Consider the following 15,372-nt stretch of genomic DNA (forward strand, 5'->3'; position numbering starts at 1 on the left):
CTCCTGGTCAGTGGGCGGGGGTTGAGGGAGTGCTGCGACGCGGCTTCCAGCCCGGGCGCGGCACTGATTCGAGCAGGGTGCGGGTGTACGCGTCCGTCGGATCGGTCAGGACCGTGCGGGCCGCGCCGCGTTCGACGATGCGGCCCCGGTGCATGACGACGATGTCGTCGCACACGTGCTGGACGATGCCGAGGTCGTGGGTGATGAACAAGTAGGCCACTGGGGTCCGTTCGCGGATCTCGCGCAGCAGCGTGAGGATCTGCGCCTGCACGGACACGTCGAGCGCGGCCACCGCTTCGTCGAGGACGAGGATCCGCGGGGCGACGGCCAACGCGCGGGCGATCGCGACGCGTTGGCGCTGGCCGCCGGACAGGGCCCGGGGGAGTGCGGCGGCCTGCCGCTCGTCGAGGCCCACCTGGTCGAGGAGTTCGGCGACGCGTCGGTCGAGGTCCGCGCCGCGCAGTTCTGTGTGGAGCGCGATGACTTCGGCGACGCAGTCGCGCACCCGCTGGCGGCGGTCGAGGGAGGCGTACGGGTCCTGGAAGACCATCTGGATCTCGCGGGCGGCGCGGCGTCGTTCGGCCGTCCGGCGGGGCGGGCGGGGACGTTCGCGACCGGCGAGGCGGATCGTCCCGGCCGTCGGGTGCTCCAGGCCGGCGATCATCCGGGCCGTCGTCGTCTTGCCGGAGCCGGACTCGCCGACGATGGCCAGCGAGCCGCCCGGCGCGAGCGTCAGGTCGATGTCGTCGACGGCTACGACATCGCCGAACTCCTTGCGCAGGTGCGTGACTTCGAGCGCGTACGGGTGGGCGGGTTCAGGCGTCGAGGTCATCGGCGGGCTCCGCTGGGTAGTGGCAGGCGGCGAGGCCGTCGCCGACGGGGCGCGGCTCGGGGCTCTCGGTGCGGCACAGGGCCCGGGCGGCAGGGCAGCGTGGCGCGAACGCGCAGCCCGCACCGGCCTCGTAGGCGGACAGCGGTCGTCCGGGGATCGCCCGCAGCTCGTGTGCGTCCGCGCCGGGCGCGGGCCGGGAGGCGAGGAGTGCCCGGGTGTAGGGGTGGCGGGCGGACTTGTGGAGCCGGTCGGCGGGGAGTTCCTCGACGATCGAGCCCGCGTACATCACCGCGATCCGGTCGCAGACGGCCGCAGCGAGGGCCAGGTCGTGCGTGATGAACAGCAGGGCGAGCCCGCGCGCGGCACGGGCCTCGTCGATGATCGCCATGACCTCGGCCTGTGTCGTGACGTCGAGCGCCGTCGTGGGCTCGTCCGCCAGGAGCAGCCGGGGGCCGCCCGCGAGCGCCGCCGCGATCATGACGCGCTGGAGCAGCCCCCCGGACAGCTCCGGCGGACGCTGCCGCAGCCTGCGTTCGGCGTCGGGGATGCCGACGTCGCGCAGCAGCCCGGTGACCGTGGCCGTGGCATCGCGAGCCCGGGTGCCGCGCGCGATCAGGCCCTCGGTGAGGAAGTCGCCGACCGTGCGGACCGGGTTGATGTGGGCGCGCGGATCCTGGTGGATCATCGCGACGTCGGCCGACCGCAGAGCACGCAGCTCGGCGGGGCCCATCGCGGGCACGGACGCGCCGTCGAGGAGGACGTCGCCGTCGACGCGGGCCCCCGGAGGCAACAGCCGCAGCACCGAGCGTGCGGTGAGCGACTTGCCCGAGCCGGACTCGCCGACCAGACCGAGCGCCGCACCGGCCGGCACGGAGAGGTCGACGCGGTGGATGACCGCGCGGTCGGTCCCGTCCAGGGGAAGGGTGACACGGAGCCGTCGGATGTCGAGAAGTGTCATCGGGTGTCCTCTCCCAGGAGCCGTCGGGACAGGCCGTTGCCGAGCAGGGTGCAGGCGATGACGAACACGACGATCACCAGGCCCGCGTACAGGGACTGTTCGGCCCGGCCCGCGAGCACGCCCGACGCGCCCTGCGCGACCATCAGACCCCATTCGGCCGTCGGCGGCTGCGCGCCCAGGCCGATGAACGAGAACGCGGCGACGTCGAGCAGCGTGTAGCCGAACGACACCGTCACCTGCACCAGGACCAGCGGCAGCAGCGCGGGCGTCAGATGGCGCAGGCAGATCCGCCACCCCGGCAGGCCGAGCATCCGCAGCGCGGACACGTACGGCAGGTGCACCTCGCGCAGCGCGGCGCCGCGCACGGTCCGCGCGACGTACGGGAGATACGCGACGGACAGCGTCACGACCGCCACCTGGAGGCCCGCGCCGAAGACGGCCGCGCCGACCACAGCCAGGATCAGGCCGGGGAAGCCGAACACGACGTTCAGGGCGGACGACACCACGCGGTCGTACCAACCGCCGAGCCAGGCACCGGAGATGGCGAGTGCCGAGCCGACGACGCTCGCGACGACCGTCACCACGGCGGGCGCGAGCAGGCTGAGCCGCGACCCGTACAGGATGCGGGAGAGGATGTCGCGCCCGGTGTCGTCCGTGCCCAGCCAGTGGGCGCCGCTGCTGCCCTGGTACACCGCCAGCGGGTCGACGGCCTCGGGATCGTACGGCGCGATCAGTGGCGCGCACACGGCGGCGAGGACGACGAGGGCGACGACGGCGCCCGCGCCGATCAGCACGCCGTTGCCGCGCGCCGCACGTCGGCCGCGTGCGAAGACACCTGCCTTCGCGGCGAGTTGATAGGTCGTCATGCCGAGGCCTCCAAGGGCGTACGCCGGTCGAGCAGCGCCGAGACCACGTCGACGACGGTGTTCACACCGACGAACAGGACGACGCTGATCAGCGCGAGCGCCTGCACCACCGCCAGATCCTGCTTCGCCGCGCTCTGCACGAGCAGCGCCCCGATGCCGTTGATCCCGAAGGCCTGCTCGACGATCGCGCAGCCCGCGATCAGGCCCGCGACGGCCACGCCGGACACCGAGAAGATGGGCGCGGAGGCGTTGCGCAGCACGTGTTTGCGCACCACGAGACGCTCGGGGATGCCCCGGCCGCGCGCGGTCTGCACATGCTCGGAGGCGAGTTCGGCGCGCACCGCCGAGCGCGTCACCTGCGCGACGTACGCGAGCCAGGTCGCGGCGAGTGCGAGCGCCGGCAGCGTCAGATGCTCCAGACGTCCGGCGAAGCCCGACCCGCTCCCGTACGCCGGGAACAGACCCCAGCGCACCGAGAAGCCCCAGATCAGCAGCACCGACATCACGAAGGTCGGCACCGCCATCAGCGTCGTCGTCACGACGGTCACCGCCGTCTCGCCCCAGCCGCCGCGCAGCGCGGCAAGCGTCCCGAGGGCCACGCCCGCCCCGATGATGAGGACCGCCGCGAAGGCGACGAGGAAGAGCGTGTTGCCGAGCCGGTCGCCGACCAGGTGCGCGACGGAGTCGCGGTAGCTGAGCGACTGGCCGAGGTCGCCGTGGAACAGTGCGGTGAGCCAGCGCCAGTAGCCCCGCAGGAACGGGTCGTCGAGGTGGTACTGGCGGTGGATATCGGCGAGCAGCCGCTCACTGGGCGGCTTGCCTCCGCCGACGAGGAGCGTCGCCGGGTCGCCGGGCGAGACGAACAGTGCCCCGTACACGGCGACGCTCGCGACCAGCGCCGTCGCGGCGAGCATGGCGGCCCGCCGGACGACGAAGCGCCAGATCATGAGGACCCCCGCCCGGTACCGCCGATGCGCGCCGCCCACGGCATGTTGATGTAGGCGAAGGAGGCGGGGACACCGCTGAGCCGCTTGTTCAGGAACAGCCGCTCGTACGGGCAGGCGATGGGCACGATCGGGAAGTCCTTCGCGTACAGCGCCTGCGCCTCGGTGAACTCGCGCGCGGCCCGCTGGGGATCGGTCGTCGCCTTGGCCGCCCGAATGTGGGAAGTCACCTTGTTGTTCCGGTAGTTGGTCCAGTTCATCGGCGACTTCGGGTCGGTCATCATGTCCGCGTACGACAGGGGGTCGGGGATCTCCACGTAGCCGAGGGCGATGGTGGCGTCGAGGCCCTTGCGCAGCGCCGGGTTGAAGAACAGGCCGGACATCTGGGTCGGTTGGAGCTGCCGGATGACGACCTTGAGTCCGATCTTCTTCGTGGCGGCCTGGAGGAACGTCAAGGTCTGCAGCGACTGTTGGTCGCCGGCCGCCGTGGCGATCGTGAGCGTGCGCCGCTTCGGAGCGGCCTCGTCGACGAGCTTCTTCGCCTTGGCGGCATCCGGCCCGGGGACGGCGGGCAGCGCCGCGTACCCCTTGGCGTAGACGTCCTTGGCCTCACTGCTCTTCCAGACCAGGGACGGGATGAAGGTCTTCTGGCGCTGGGCGGCGCCGTCGAAGACGTTCTTGACGAGGGCGTCGCGGTCGAGGACGAGGGAGAGCGCGTCGGCGATCCGGCGGTCGGCCATCGGCGAGGTGGGCGAGGTCGCCCCGAGGAACACGGTCTGCGCGGAAGGACCGTAGTAGAGCCGCCCCTCCTTCGAGCCGCGCAGCGCCTTCGCGGACGTCGAGGGAATCTCGTAACTCCCGTCGATCTGACCGGACATGAGGGCGCTGGTCAGCGTCCCGTTGTCGGTGATGAACCGGAACGTGAGCTCCTTGACCTTGGGGCGCAGCGAGCGGTCCCAGTACGCGGTGTTGCGCACGGCGGTGATGGAGTCGCCGGAGCGCCACTTGGTCAGCTTGAACGGGCCCGTGCACATCAGGCCGCCGCGCGCGGTGCCGTACGAGGCGCCCGCCTTCTTCATGTACGAGGCCTTGCCGACGGCCCCGAACCCGTTCACCAGGTACTTCAGGAAGAGCGAGTCCGGGGTGCGGAAGCGGACGGTGACCTGGTGGTCCTCCGTCGCCTTGATGGTGGTGACGTTCGCGAGGACCTGGACGTTGACGCTCTGCGTGGCGGGCACGCGCTGCCGCTCCAGGCTCGCGACGACGTCGGCGGCGGTCATCGGGCTGCCGTCCCAGAAGCGGACGCCGCGGCGCAGGTTCAGGACGAGGGTCTTCGGGTCCGGTCGTTGCCAGGAGGTGGCGAGGCCGGGGGCCGTCGAGTAGTCCGGCTTCAGGCGGATCAGCGGGTCGCAGAGGTTGGAGGCGACGGTGCTGGGGGAGTAGTCGCCGACCTTCGCGGGGTCGAGCGTGGTCGGCTCGCCCATCGGCAGGTTCCAGGTGACGTGGTCGACGGTGCCGCCCGCGGCGGGCGTCGTGGTCGTGAGGTCGATCGCGTTCTTCGCGGCGGTCGGGCCGGAGGAGGAACAGGAGGCCAGCGTCAGCGCGGTGGCCAGTGTGGTGACACAGATGACGGTGAGTCGGGGAGCGTGCATGAAGGTGCTCCTGATGAGGATGGGGTGCTGTGGTGGTACGGGTCCTCCGCTGTGGGGCGCGGGTGCGTGGTCAGGCGTGGGCGGGCAGGGCCGAGACCGTGAGGCGTGAGGGGTGGACGCCGCCGGTGCGCAGGGTCTGGGTGGAGGGCTTGGCCAACGGGGTCGTCCACGGGTTGTCGTCGCTGCCGGACGACGGCAGGAACAGCGGGTAGTCGCTGGAGGCGAGGAGGACGGCGAGCCGGTGCCCGGTGCGCACCCGGTAGCCGGTGTGCCCGAGATCGACGCGGACCTCCGGCGGCGCGAGGTCGGTCCGCAGGGAGACCTCGCCGCGCGCGATCAGGTGGGCGCGCCCGTCGGGCCCGACGTCCACGAGCTTCACGAAGACGTCGAACGTCGGGGCGGTGCTGGTGACATGGAGGTGCAGGCCGAGCGGCCCCGCCAGGTCGAGGGGTTCGGCGAGGGCCGTACCGGAGAACACGAGCACGTCCTCACGGTTCGCCGTGTCCGAGAGATCCGGGTAACTGTGCAGGTACTCGAAGGAGTTGGCGGTGTCCGACGGCACCAGGGCCTCCGGGTCGTATGTCCACTGCGTCGAACTCGACTCATCGGACGGCGAGTCGACGAGCGCTCCGCCCTCCGGAAGCGGCCCCTTCGCGTGCTCGGTACGGGCCAGCCAGAAGGTGCGCTCGACGGTCTCCGGCGGCGGCCAGGCCGTCGACGTACGCCAGTCGCCGTGCCCCAACTCCCAACGGACCTTGGGTAGGTCGGACACCGGTCGGACCCCCTTGAGGAACACGTCGAAGAACGCGAGGGCCGGGTCGACGTACTGCGGCAGCATCCGGTCGAGGGCCGCCCCGCTCTGCCCGTGGTCGGTGTCGGCGGTCGCGGGCGCGTCGGCGAGGCGGTAGTTCTCGTGGTCGACGGCGCCCGCCCACAGATACTGGACCGCGTCCCAGCCGGGGCGCCCCGCGAGCGCCAGATAGTCCCGCAGATGCGGGATCAGGATGTTGTCGAACCAGCCGACGCAGTGCAGCACGGGCACCGGCCGCGCGTCGTAGGGGTGCCGGCCGCGCGCCGGGAACAGGTCGGTGAAGTGCGGCACGAGCGTGTCGAACCACGCCGAGCGGGCGCCGATCGCCCGGAACGCCTCCTCGTACTGCTCGACGACCGGGCGGATCGAGCGGTCCGGCTCGTACTCGTACAGGCCCTGGTCCACCCAGTAGTGGGCGTAGTACTCGATGCCCTCCAGCCAGACGGGGCGGCCGACGCCCGGCGGGTCGTGCGGGCCGCCGCCCTGGGCCGTAGCGTTGAAGTCGACCGTGGTCACCCGCGGCACGACGGCGCGCAGCGCCGGATGCTGGGACGCCACCGCCGCCCACTGCGTGAAGCCGTAGTACGAGTCGCCGAACATGCCCACCAGGCCGTCGGACCAGGCCTGTTGGACGATCCAGTCGATCGTGTCGTAGCCGTCGTCGGACTCGCGCAGGAACGGCAGCGTCTGGCCCTCGGAGCGGAACTTGCCGCGCACGTCCTGGACGACGACGGCGTAGCCGCGGGCCGTGAAGCGGGCGGCGATCTCGTCGAAGTACACGTAGCGGCTGTTCTTGTCGTACGGCAGCCGGACGAGGACGGTCGGGGTCTGCGCGTTGCCGGGTCCGTCGGGCAGATAGACGTCGGTGGCGAGCCGGATCCCGTCGCGCATCCGCACCCGGTACTGGCTGGCCCGCTCGGGCACGGGCGCCGGGCCGACGCGTGAGAAACGAAAGGTCATGAAGGGGTCCCCCGGAAATCTCCTGGGCGGAAACGTCGAGCAAGCAAGGAGCAACGACGAACAACGCCGTGATGTAACAGCGTTGTATGACAACATTGCAGCTCCGTGTGAACGCGGTCAACCCGTTGGGTTAAGGTCGGCGACATGCCGATCGAGGTAGACGAGGCGAAGCGGCTCGACGAGATCGCGACCGCCACCATCCAGGTCGCCCGGGACCGGGGCGTGCGCTCCGTGACCATCCGGGCCGTGGCCGAGCAGCTCGGCGGCTCCACCGCGATGGTGACCAATTACGTCGCCAATCGCGCCGCGCTGATGATCAACGCGCTGCGTCGCGCCGAGGCCGACTGGAGCCGCGAGTTGGAGCGGGCCGTCGAGGGCGTCGAGGGGGAGGAGAGGCTGCGCGCGGCGGTCCGCTGGATGTGCACCACCGAGCAGGACGACGAGGTGCTGCGCCGGCTGATGATGGAGATCGCCAGCGCGGGGCCGGGTGCCGAGGTCGGCGATGCGCGGCGGTCGGCAGCGCGCAGTGACTATCAGGGGCTCACGGAGATGGTCGCCGAAGCGGGGCTGCCCGACGCGGAGTTGAGCGGTGACGTCCTCCACCTCGTCCTGCGCGGCTACTGGCTGGCGACGCTGGAGGACCCCGAGAGCTGGTCCGCCGAGCGCGGCGAGCGGGCGATCCTGGCCGTGGTCGACAAGCTGCGCGGATCCGCCGGCTGACCGTCCGGACCGACCTTCAGGACTGAACTGCCTTTTTCAGGACTCCTGTTGACATCGGCATACGCGGCGGCGCAGTCTGTCCGCGAAATAAAACGCCGTTGTATCACCGGTTACCGGATTGTGCAGCTGGAAGAGGGTGCTCCATGGGAAGTCCCGGCCAGAACACCGAGTGGTGGCAGCGTTCCGCCGCCGAGATCGCCGCGGCCGTACGCGGCGGGGAAGTGTCGTCCTACGAGGTCGTCACGTCCTGCCTCGACCGTATCGAGGAGACGAACCCGAAGGTCAACGCGCTGGTGGAGGTCCGCCGCGACGAGGCGATCGCCGCGGCCGAGCGGGCCGATGCCGCTGTCGCCGAGGGCGCCGAACTCGGCCCGCTGCACGGCGTGCCCGTCTCCATCAAGGTCAACACCGAGCAGCGCGGCCACGCCACCACGAACGGTGTGACCGCCCTCGCCGGGAACCTCGCCGACGAGGACGCGGCCTGCGTCACCGCGCTGCGCCGCGCCGGAGCGGTACCGCTCGGACGCAGCAACGTCCCCGCGTTCTCGCTGCGTTGGTTCTCCACGAACGACCTGCACGGGCGGACCCTGAACCCGTGGGACGCCGCGCGCACACCCGGCGGCTCCAGCGGGGGAGCCGCCGCCGGGATCGCGGCAGGGATGACGCCGCTGGCGCAGGGCAACGACATCGGCGGATCGATCCGCTTCCCCGCGGCCTGCTGCGGCGTCGTCGGGGTGCGGCCCACCGTGGGACGCATCTCCGGCTGGGCGCCGCCCGCGTACGCCGACACCCCCGAGGGGCGGGTGCCGCTCGACTTCCCGCCCACCGTGCAGGCCTGCGCCGTGCAGGGGCCGCTCGGCAGGACCGTGGCGGACGCCCGGCTCGCCCTGCACGCCATGAGCGGGCCCGACCCGCGCGACCCCTACGGCGTTCCGGCGCTGCCGCCCAGGGGCCCCGCCCCGACGCGGGTGACGGTCGTCCGCGGCAACGACGGCGCGAAGAACCACCCGGCCGTCGACACGGCCCTCGACGCCGCGGCCGCCCGTCTCGCCGACGCGGGGTACGAGGTCGACGAGGTGGCGGCCGAACCGCTGCTCGCCGAGGCCGCCCGGCTCTGGCTGCTCCTGCTCACCGAGGACACCCGGCCGCTGCTCCGGGTCGTGGAGCAGATCGGCGACGACGCCATCCGCACCGCGCTCGCGCGGCACTTCGCGGCGTCCGCCGCCGTGTGGGGCGAGCGCCCCGACCTGGAGACGTACATCAACGGCTGGGGTCGGCGCGGCGCACTCGTCACCCGGCTGCAGGAACTCCTCGGCGCCGACCGCCTGTTGCTCACCCCGGTGTGCGCCGAGCCGCCCTTCGAGCAGGACGCCGACCTCGCGGACGAGGCCCGCGCCCTGGAACTCTTTCCGGCGATGTGGCCGATGACGTCGGTGCCGATCCTCGGCTTCCCGGCCGTCACCGTCCCGGTGGCCGTGCACGACGGGGTGCCGGTCGGGGTGCAGTTGGTGGGCGGCCGGTTCACGGAGGACGGGCTGCTGGACGCGGCGCAAGCCGTCGAGGAGCGGTCGCCGGTGCTGAGGGCGTGGGGGTAGGTCGCGGAAGGCCCGGCCCGTCACCCATCAGCGCACCGGCGCCCCCGGCCCCAGCGGAATCCCGATCGCCCACCACGCGAGGAACAGCAGCGTCCACGCCGCCGTCATCGCGATCGCCAGCGGCAGCGTGTACGCGGCGAGGGTGCCGATGCCCGCGTCCTTGCGGTAGCGCTGGAGGAAGCCGAGGGCCATCACGAAGTACGGGCTCATCGGTGTGATCGCGGTCGACCCGGAATCGGCGATGCGGAACAGGGCCTGCGTCGTCTCGGCCGGCACGTGCGCCAGCATCAGCATCGGCACGAGGACGGGGGCGGCCAGCGCCCACATCGCGGAGCCGCTGGTCACCATGACGTTCACGACGGTCAGCAGGAGCAGGATCAGCAGGAACACCACGACGATCGGCATCCCGCTGTGCTCCAGGAGTTCGGCCGCCCGCACCGCCAGTACGTCGCCGATGTGCGTCCAGTCGAAGTAGGCGAGGAACTGGGCGATGGCGAAGAAGAGGACCAGTACCGGCGCCATCTGCTTCACGCCCGCCGCCATCAGCTTCGGTACGTCGCCGGGCTTCGCGATCGACCCCGAGCGCGCCCCGTACACGATGCCGGTGAGCGCGAACAGGACGGCCACGACCGCCGCGATGCCGTCGATGAACGGGGACTCGACGATGCTGCCGCCGTCGCCGCGCAGCGGAGAGGACGTGGGGGCGAGTGCCGCCACGACCAGCACCAGGCCGCCGCCGAGTGCGAGCAACGCCCGCCGCAGCGCGGAGCGTTCACGCTCGCTGAGGTCCAGCGTGCCCAGGTCCTCGACGTCCGCGTCGGGGTCCGGGTCGAGGTCCGGCCGCTTGGCCAGGACCCAGCGCGTGACCAGCGTGATGACGGTGGCGAGCAGGAGAGAAGAGGCGATGTTGAAGAACCAGTTGGACAGCGGTGACACGTACGCGTCGTCGCCGCCCGCGATCTTCGCGGCGGCTGTGGTGATGCCCGCGAAGATCGCGTCGTTCGGCGTGGGTACCGGGCTCGCGTCGTAGCCGGAGGCGATCGACGTGTACGCCACGACGATGCCGAGGATCGGTGAACGGCCCACGGCGCGGAAGGCGAGCCCGCCGAGCGGCACCAGGATGATGTACGCGGCGGCCGACGCGACGTGCGCGACCGTCCCGGCGAACGCGACGGCGAACACCACCCACGACGCGGGGACCCGCGCGACCCCGACCTTCATCGCGGCGGACAGGAATCCGCTGCGTTCGGCGACGGCGACGCCCATGATGACGACCACGATCGTCGCCATCGGCGGGAACTCGGCGAAGTTCGACACCATCGTCGACACCGCCATGGCGAGCCCGTCGCCGCTGAGCAGGTTCTGCACGGCGACCGTCTTGTGGTCGGCGGGCGACACCACGGACACGTCGAACCCGGCGAGCACGGCGCTGACGACGGCGAGCACCGCCGACAGGATCCAGAACAGCCAGAACGGGTGCGGCAGTCGGTTCCCCGCACGTTCGACGACGCCGAGGGCGCGGATGACGAAGGGCAGTCGTGCGGCCGCTTCGGCGTGCGGTGGTGCCTCTCTCTGTACGGTCATGGCTGCGGCTCCAACTAGCTTTGATGGGTTGGGAGTTCGTGGTTCCTGAAGAACGCCCACATCACCTCGTGGGCCTGGATCGTCTGCGTGGTGTAGCCGCCGCCGCTGTAGCCGTCGGCGCCCGGCCAGGTGTGTCCGCCGTCGGTGACCGCGACGTGCGCCACCTCCGCGCCGCCCGCGCAGCCGGTCCACCGGGACGTCGTGATGTCGGGCTCGGTCACCTGGTCGGGCGCCCGGGTGCGGCAGCCGTCCCGGTCGGCCCACTCGCGCACCCAGTCCTGGATGGCGGGCAGCCCGCGGTCGGTGGCACCCGCGTACGGGATGGTGGTGTCGCCGGTGCCGTGGAAGTCGAGGACGGGCATCGGGCGCTCCGGATCGCAGCCGCCCTCGCGGGTGCCGGGGTAGAAGGCCCCGGCGACCGGTGCGACGGCCGCGAACCGGTCGGACATCCGGCAGGCGAGCAGGCCGGTGAACCCGGCGCCGTTGGACTTTCCGGTGGCGTACACTCGCCGCTCGTTCACGCACAGCGAGCCTTCGAGGGAGTCGAGGAGATCCCCGGTGAACGCGACGTCGTCCACGCCGTCCGCCGCGTACGGAGCGCCCTGCCAGGCCTGCCGCTCACCGTCGCCGGTGCCGACGACCCCGTTCGGGTAGGCGACGATCGCGGGCAGCGTGGAGAGGCGGGAGAACGCCTCGGTGCCGGCTCCGGTGTTGCCGCGCCCGTGGTAGGCGACGATCAGCGGCCAACTGCGGTCCGGTGTGTAGCCGTTGGGGAGGTGCAGCTGGTACGTGCGCTCGCGGCCGCCGCTGGTCATGGTGTGCGGGACGCTGGTGCCGGGTTGTTGCGGGGCGGGGGTGCCGCAGCCGGTGGGGTGAACGGCCGGGGAGGCCTGTGCCGGGGCGAACGGTACGGCGACGAGTGCGGCGGCCAGTACGCAGGCACGCCGAAGTAGACCCTTCATGTGCGGCTCCAAATGAGGGTTGCTGAGAGGGGGTAGGGCAGGGGTGTTACAGGTCGAGCCACTCTTCGACGAAGGCGGACACGCGGTCGACGGCGGCGTCCACGATGGCCCGCCCGTCCTCGGCCGTGACCGAAGTCGGGTCACCGAGCACGCCGTTGGCACTCAGTTCGTCGTACGGCAGGGTCAGCGTCGGCTGCGAGAAGGTGCGGGCGAGGCGGGACTCGGGGCCCAGTTCGTCGAGGGACACGGTTCCGGGCTTCAGTCGGTCCTGGTGAACCAACTCTGGTGCCAGGGCCAGCATTTGGGCGGTCTCTGCCTCGCCGCTGTGCCCGTGCACCTCGCTCACCCCCATCGTCGCCACAACGCCGGATACCAGCGAAGTGACCGGCGTCCAGGCGAATCGCACGTCGGGGTGGGACGCGAGCAGGTCCTGCGCCACCGTGGTGAGCGTCGCGTTGTTGCCGCCGTGCCCGGTCAGTACCAGGAACCGTCGCCAGCCGTGCCGCCGCAGGCTCTCCACGTACTCGCGCACGACCGCGGCGAACGTGGTCGTCGTCAGCGTCACCGTCCCGGCGAACGCCATGTGGTGCGGAGAGACGCCGACCGGGAGCGGCGGGCCGATCACCACGCGCCCGGCGAGCCGGGCCCCGACGAGGTCGGCGATCCGCTCGGCGCGGATGGTGTCCGTGGCGATGGGCATGCCGGGGCCGTGCTGCTCGTAGGCGCCGGCCGGGATGATGACGACGGGGGCGCGGGTGACGGCCTCGGCGGCCTCCTCCGTCGTCAACTCGGCGAGCCGGTAAGGCTGTTGGATGTGAGTCACGCGAGCTCACCCCCGTCGGGGAAGTCGGCGGTGAGGACGGTGTCCCGGATCGCGGTCAGGTGCTCCCGGGTGATCCGCTCGGCCTCCGCCGCGTCACCGTCCCGTACCGCCTCGACGATCTCCAGATGCTCGGCGTGGTCGCGCTCCCGGTCGTTGTAGCGGTGCCGGATCTCGACCTGGTCGCGGGCGCGGACCTGGAGAAGTGCCTCGACGGTCTCCTTCAGCAGCGCGTTCCCGCTGGCCGTCGCGAGCGCCACATGGAAGTGCACGGAGCGGCGCAGCGACTCCTCGGGCGGGAACAGGGCGTTGGCCGCCGCGTGCTCCAACTGCTCGATGCCCTGCGGGAGTCGAATGCGGGCCGCCTCGGCCGCGACCGCGGGCTCGACGACGAGGCGTGCCTCGACGAGTTCGAGGACGGACCGCTGCGAGGTGCGTGGGCGGTGCGGATTGGCGAGCAGCCGCCGCTCGACGCCGGGCCCGACGTACGTGCCCGAACCGTGCCGGAACTCCACGACCTGCATGGCCTCAAGGCGCCGCAGCGCCTCCCGCACGGTCGGCGTCGTCACCTCGAACCGCTTGGCCAGCTCGCGCGAGGAGGCCAGGGCGTCGCCGGGGGAGAGTCGTTCGGTGCGGATGATCTCGACTATGTCGTCCGCGAGGCGCTCGGACAGCGAGGGTTGATCGGCGTAACTCATAAAGTGAATAGATCACTTGGTCAGTGGGGGTGTCAACGGTCGTGCACGGCTTTGGTTTCCGCACGGCTTTGGTTTCCCGGGCCGCGACCGGCCTACAGCACCCCGCGCTCCATCGCCACGACCACCGCCCGCGTCCGGTCGCTCACGTCCAACTTCGCGAAGATGCGCAGCAGGTGGGTCTTCACGGTCGCCTCGCCGATCACGAGGCGCTTCGCGATGTCGGGGTTGGACAGGCCGTCCGCGACCGCCGTCAGGACGTCCACCTCGCGCGCGGTCAGCGCCGTCTGGGTGGGTCGGCGCAGCTTCGCCACGAGTTTCTGTGCCACCCGCGGGGCCAGCACCGTCTCGCCGCGTGCCGCGGAGCGGATCGCGTCGACGAGTTGCTCGCGCGTGGTGTCCTTGAGCAGGTAGCCGATCGCGCCCGCCTCCACCGCCCGTTCGATCTCGGTGTCCGTGTCGTACGTCGTCAGGATCAGGACGCGGGTACGGCTCGGGCCCGCGACGATCCGCTCGGTCGCCGCCACCCCGTCGAGCCCCGGCATCCGCAGGTCGAGCAGCGCCACATCGGGGCGCAGATCCTCGACGAGCGCCACGCCGGGCCGGCCGTCGTCCGCCTCGCCGACGATCTCGATTCCGGGCTCCGGCGCGAGCAGGGCGACGACGCCGGCCCGCATCACGGTGTGATCGTCGACCACGACGACCCTCAGCTTCGCCTCGCCACTCATACTCGCTCCTCTGTGGTCCGGTCTACGTTCCGGTCTACGTTCCGGTCCGCGGCCCCGGTGCCGGGCAGTTGGGCCAGTACGCGGGTGCCGTCGCCCGGTGAGCTGGTGACGGTCAGTTCGCCGCCGAGCTCGGCGAGCCGCTTGCGCATGCCGTCGAGGCCGAAGCCGCGCGCCGCGGCGACGTCGAAACCGCGCCCGTCGTCGGTGACTTCCAGATCGATGCCGTACGCGCCCTGCTCCAACACCACGGCGACGGTCGAAGCGGCAGCGTGCTTACGGACGTTGGAGAGCGACTCCTGCGTGCAGCGCAGCAGCGCGATACGGGTCTGCTGGTCGCAGTCGACCTCGGCCAGCTCGGCGTCCACCGTGATCCCGGTGTCCTGCGCGAACCGGTCGAGGATGCGGCGCAGCGTGCCCGCCACCGGGCCCTGTGCGGCGCCGCCCGGTGGCGGGGTGGCGCCGACCAGGTCCCGCGCCTCCGCCAGGTTCTCCCGCGCCGTGTGCTCGATCGACGTCAACTGCTGGGCGGAGCGCGCCGATTCGGTCGGGAGTCCGGCGCGGGCCGCTTCCGCGAGGACGATGATCGAGGCGAAACCCTGGGCGAGCGTGTCGTGGATCTCGCGGGCCATCCGCTCCCGCTCGTCCGCCGCGCCCTGCTGACGATGCGCTGCCGCCAACGCCTGCTGTGTGTCGGCGAGTTCGTCGCTCAGCCGTTGAGTGCGGGCCTGGCCCTGCTCGGTGATCCGGTGCACGAGGAGCCCCACCGTGGACCCGGCGGCGTACCCGGCGAGGATGAACAGGACGTTGCCGTTGATGAGTTGAGTTCCCGGATCGCGCCCGACGACGGCGCCGACGATGGTGAGCGCGGCCGTCGCCCCGCTGAGGGCGAGGGCGGCGCCGGGCCCGGACGCGTAGATCCAGAAGTGCGGCAGCGACACGATGAACAGGGCCGCGCCGCTGCCCATCGTGTACGCCACCGCGCCGACCCCGGCGGCGAGCAGTGAGAGGTAGGTGGTCGGCCGCAGCAGCTCCCGTCCGGGGAACATGGCCACCGCCGCGTACGCGCAGGTCATGGCGGACAGCAGCACGAACGTCGGGTACTTCGTCCCGGGCGGGGTGTCCGCCACCGCGAGGGCGGGCGGGACCAGGCCGCACAGCACCCACAGCACGGCGTTCCAGCGGTGCGGTACGGGCACGGCGGCGGTCTGCCGCGGGGCGAGGAGAGGCGCTCGGCTGCTGTCCACG

The 15,372-nt window shown here is 71.8% G+C and carries 14 protein-coding genes; 2 read left to right on the forward strand and 12 right to left on the reverse strand.

All coding sequences use genetic code 11. The features are described 5' to 3' along the window. Positions 1 to 7: 7 nt before the first annotated feature. The 6 genes from OHA73_RS31830 to OHA73_RS31855 form a co-directional block, all read right to left on the reverse strand. Positions 8 to 832: an ABC transporter ATP-binding protein gene (locus OHA73_RS31830; RefSeq protein ID WP_327656730.1), complete on the reverse strand. Its 825-nt coding sequence runs from the start codon at positions 830 to 832 to the stop codon at positions 8 to 10. Then, positions 816 to 1,790 carry an ABC transporter ATP-binding protein gene (locus tag OHA73_RS31835; protein WP_327656731.1) on the reverse strand — a complete coding sequence of 325 codons (975 nt, stop codon included), beginning with the start codon at positions 1,788 to 1,790 and terminating at the stop codon, positions 816 to 818. The genes OHA73_RS31830 and OHA73_RS31835 overlap by 17 nt, the downstream gene beginning before the upstream one ends. After that, complete coding sequence (locus OHA73_RS31840; protein ID WP_327656732.1) at positions 1,787 to 2,656, reverse strand: ABC transporter permease; 870 nt, start codon at positions 2,654 to 2,656, stop codon at positions 1,787 to 1,789. Before OHA73_RS31840 ends, OHA73_RS31835 begins: the two co-directional genes overlap by 4 nt. Beyond that, positions 2,653 to 3,603 (reverse strand): ABC transporter permease, encoded by a 951-nt coding sequence (locus OHA73_RS31845; RefSeq protein WP_327656733.1) that lies wholly within the window; start codon positions 3,601 to 3,603, stop codon positions 2,653 to 2,655. The genes OHA73_RS31840 and OHA73_RS31845 overlap by 4 nt, the downstream gene beginning before the upstream one ends. Next, the gene (locus OHA73_RS31850; protein WP_327656734.1) at positions 3,600 to 5,252 is read right to left on the reverse strand and encodes an ABC transporter substrate-binding protein; all 1,653 of its coding nucleotides are present in this window, start codon (positions 5,250 to 5,252) and stop codon (positions 3,600 to 3,602) included. The genes OHA73_RS31845 and OHA73_RS31850 overlap by 4 nt, the downstream gene beginning before the upstream one ends. Before the next feature lie 70 nt (positions 5,253 to 5,322). Next, a complete protein-coding gene (locus OHA73_RS31855; RefSeq protein ID WP_327656735.1) occupies positions 5,323 to 7,023 on the reverse strand; it encodes a CocE/NonD family hydrolase in 1,701 nt (566 codons plus the stop codon). Positions 7,024 to 7,167: 144 nt separating this feature from the next. On the opposite strand from OHA73_RS31855, the gene OHA73_RS31860 reads away from it, so the two are divergent. Together OHA73_RS31860 and OHA73_RS31865 are read left to right on the forward strand one after the other, a co-directional pair. Beyond that, on the forward strand, positions 7,168 to 7,743 hold the full coding sequence (locus OHA73_RS31860; RefSeq protein WP_327656736.1) for a TetR/AcrR family transcriptional regulator: 576 nt from the start codon (positions 7,168 to 7,170) through the stop codon (positions 7,741 to 7,743). A 143-nt stretch (positions 7,744 to 7,886) separates the two neighbouring features. Further along, entirely contained in the window at positions 7,887 to 9,338 is a 1,452-nt protein-coding gene (locus OHA73_RS31865; RefSeq protein WP_327656737.1) for an amidase, read from the forward strand. A 27-nt stretch (positions 9,339 to 9,365) separates the two neighbouring features. Here the strand turns inward: OHA73_RS31865 and OHA73_RS31870 are convergent, their stop codons facing one another. From OHA73_RS31870 to OHA73_RS31895, 6 genes are all read right to left on the reverse strand, one after another. Then, a complete protein-coding gene (locus tag OHA73_RS31870; RefSeq protein WP_267068889.1) occupies positions 9,366 to 10,922 on the reverse strand; it encodes an AbgT family transporter in 1,557 nt (518 codons plus the stop codon). A gap of 14 nt (positions 10,923 to 10,936) precedes the next feature. Then, complete coding sequence (locus OHA73_RS31875; protein ID WP_327656738.1) at positions 10,937 to 11,884, reverse strand: alpha/beta hydrolase family esterase; 948 nt, start codon at positions 11,882 to 11,884, stop codon at positions 10,937 to 10,939. Between the two features lie 46 nt (positions 11,885 to 11,930). Beyond that, on the reverse strand, positions 11,931 to 12,707 hold the full coding sequence (locus OHA73_RS31880; protein WP_266715026.1) for a creatininase family protein: 777 nt from the start codon (positions 12,705 to 12,707) through the stop codon (positions 11,931 to 11,933). After that, entirely contained in the window at positions 12,704 to 13,402 is a 699-nt protein-coding gene (locus tag OHA73_RS31885) for a FadR/GntR family transcriptional regulator (RefSeq protein ID WP_266715027.1), read from the reverse strand. The genes OHA73_RS31880 and OHA73_RS31885 overlap by 4 nt, the downstream gene beginning before the upstream one ends. A gap of 92 nt (positions 13,403 to 13,494) precedes the next feature. Then, a complete protein-coding gene (locus tag OHA73_RS31890; protein WP_266715028.1) occupies positions 13,495 to 14,127 on the reverse strand; it encodes a response regulator in 633 nt (210 codons plus the stop codon). Then, positions 14,124 to 15,371, reverse strand: a complete 1,248-nt coding sequence (locus OHA73_RS31895; protein WP_327656739.1) for a sensor histidine kinase — start codon at positions 15,369 to 15,371, stop codon at positions 14,124 to 14,126. The genes OHA73_RS31890 and OHA73_RS31895 overlap by 4 nt, the downstream gene beginning before the upstream one ends. Between the last annotated feature and the right edge of the window lies 1 nt (position 15,372).

The organism is Streptomyces sp. NBC_00483 (genome assembly GCF_036013745.1).
Taxonomy (GTDB): domain Bacteria; phylum Actinomycetota; class Actinomycetes; order Streptomycetales; family Streptomycetaceae; genus Streptomyces.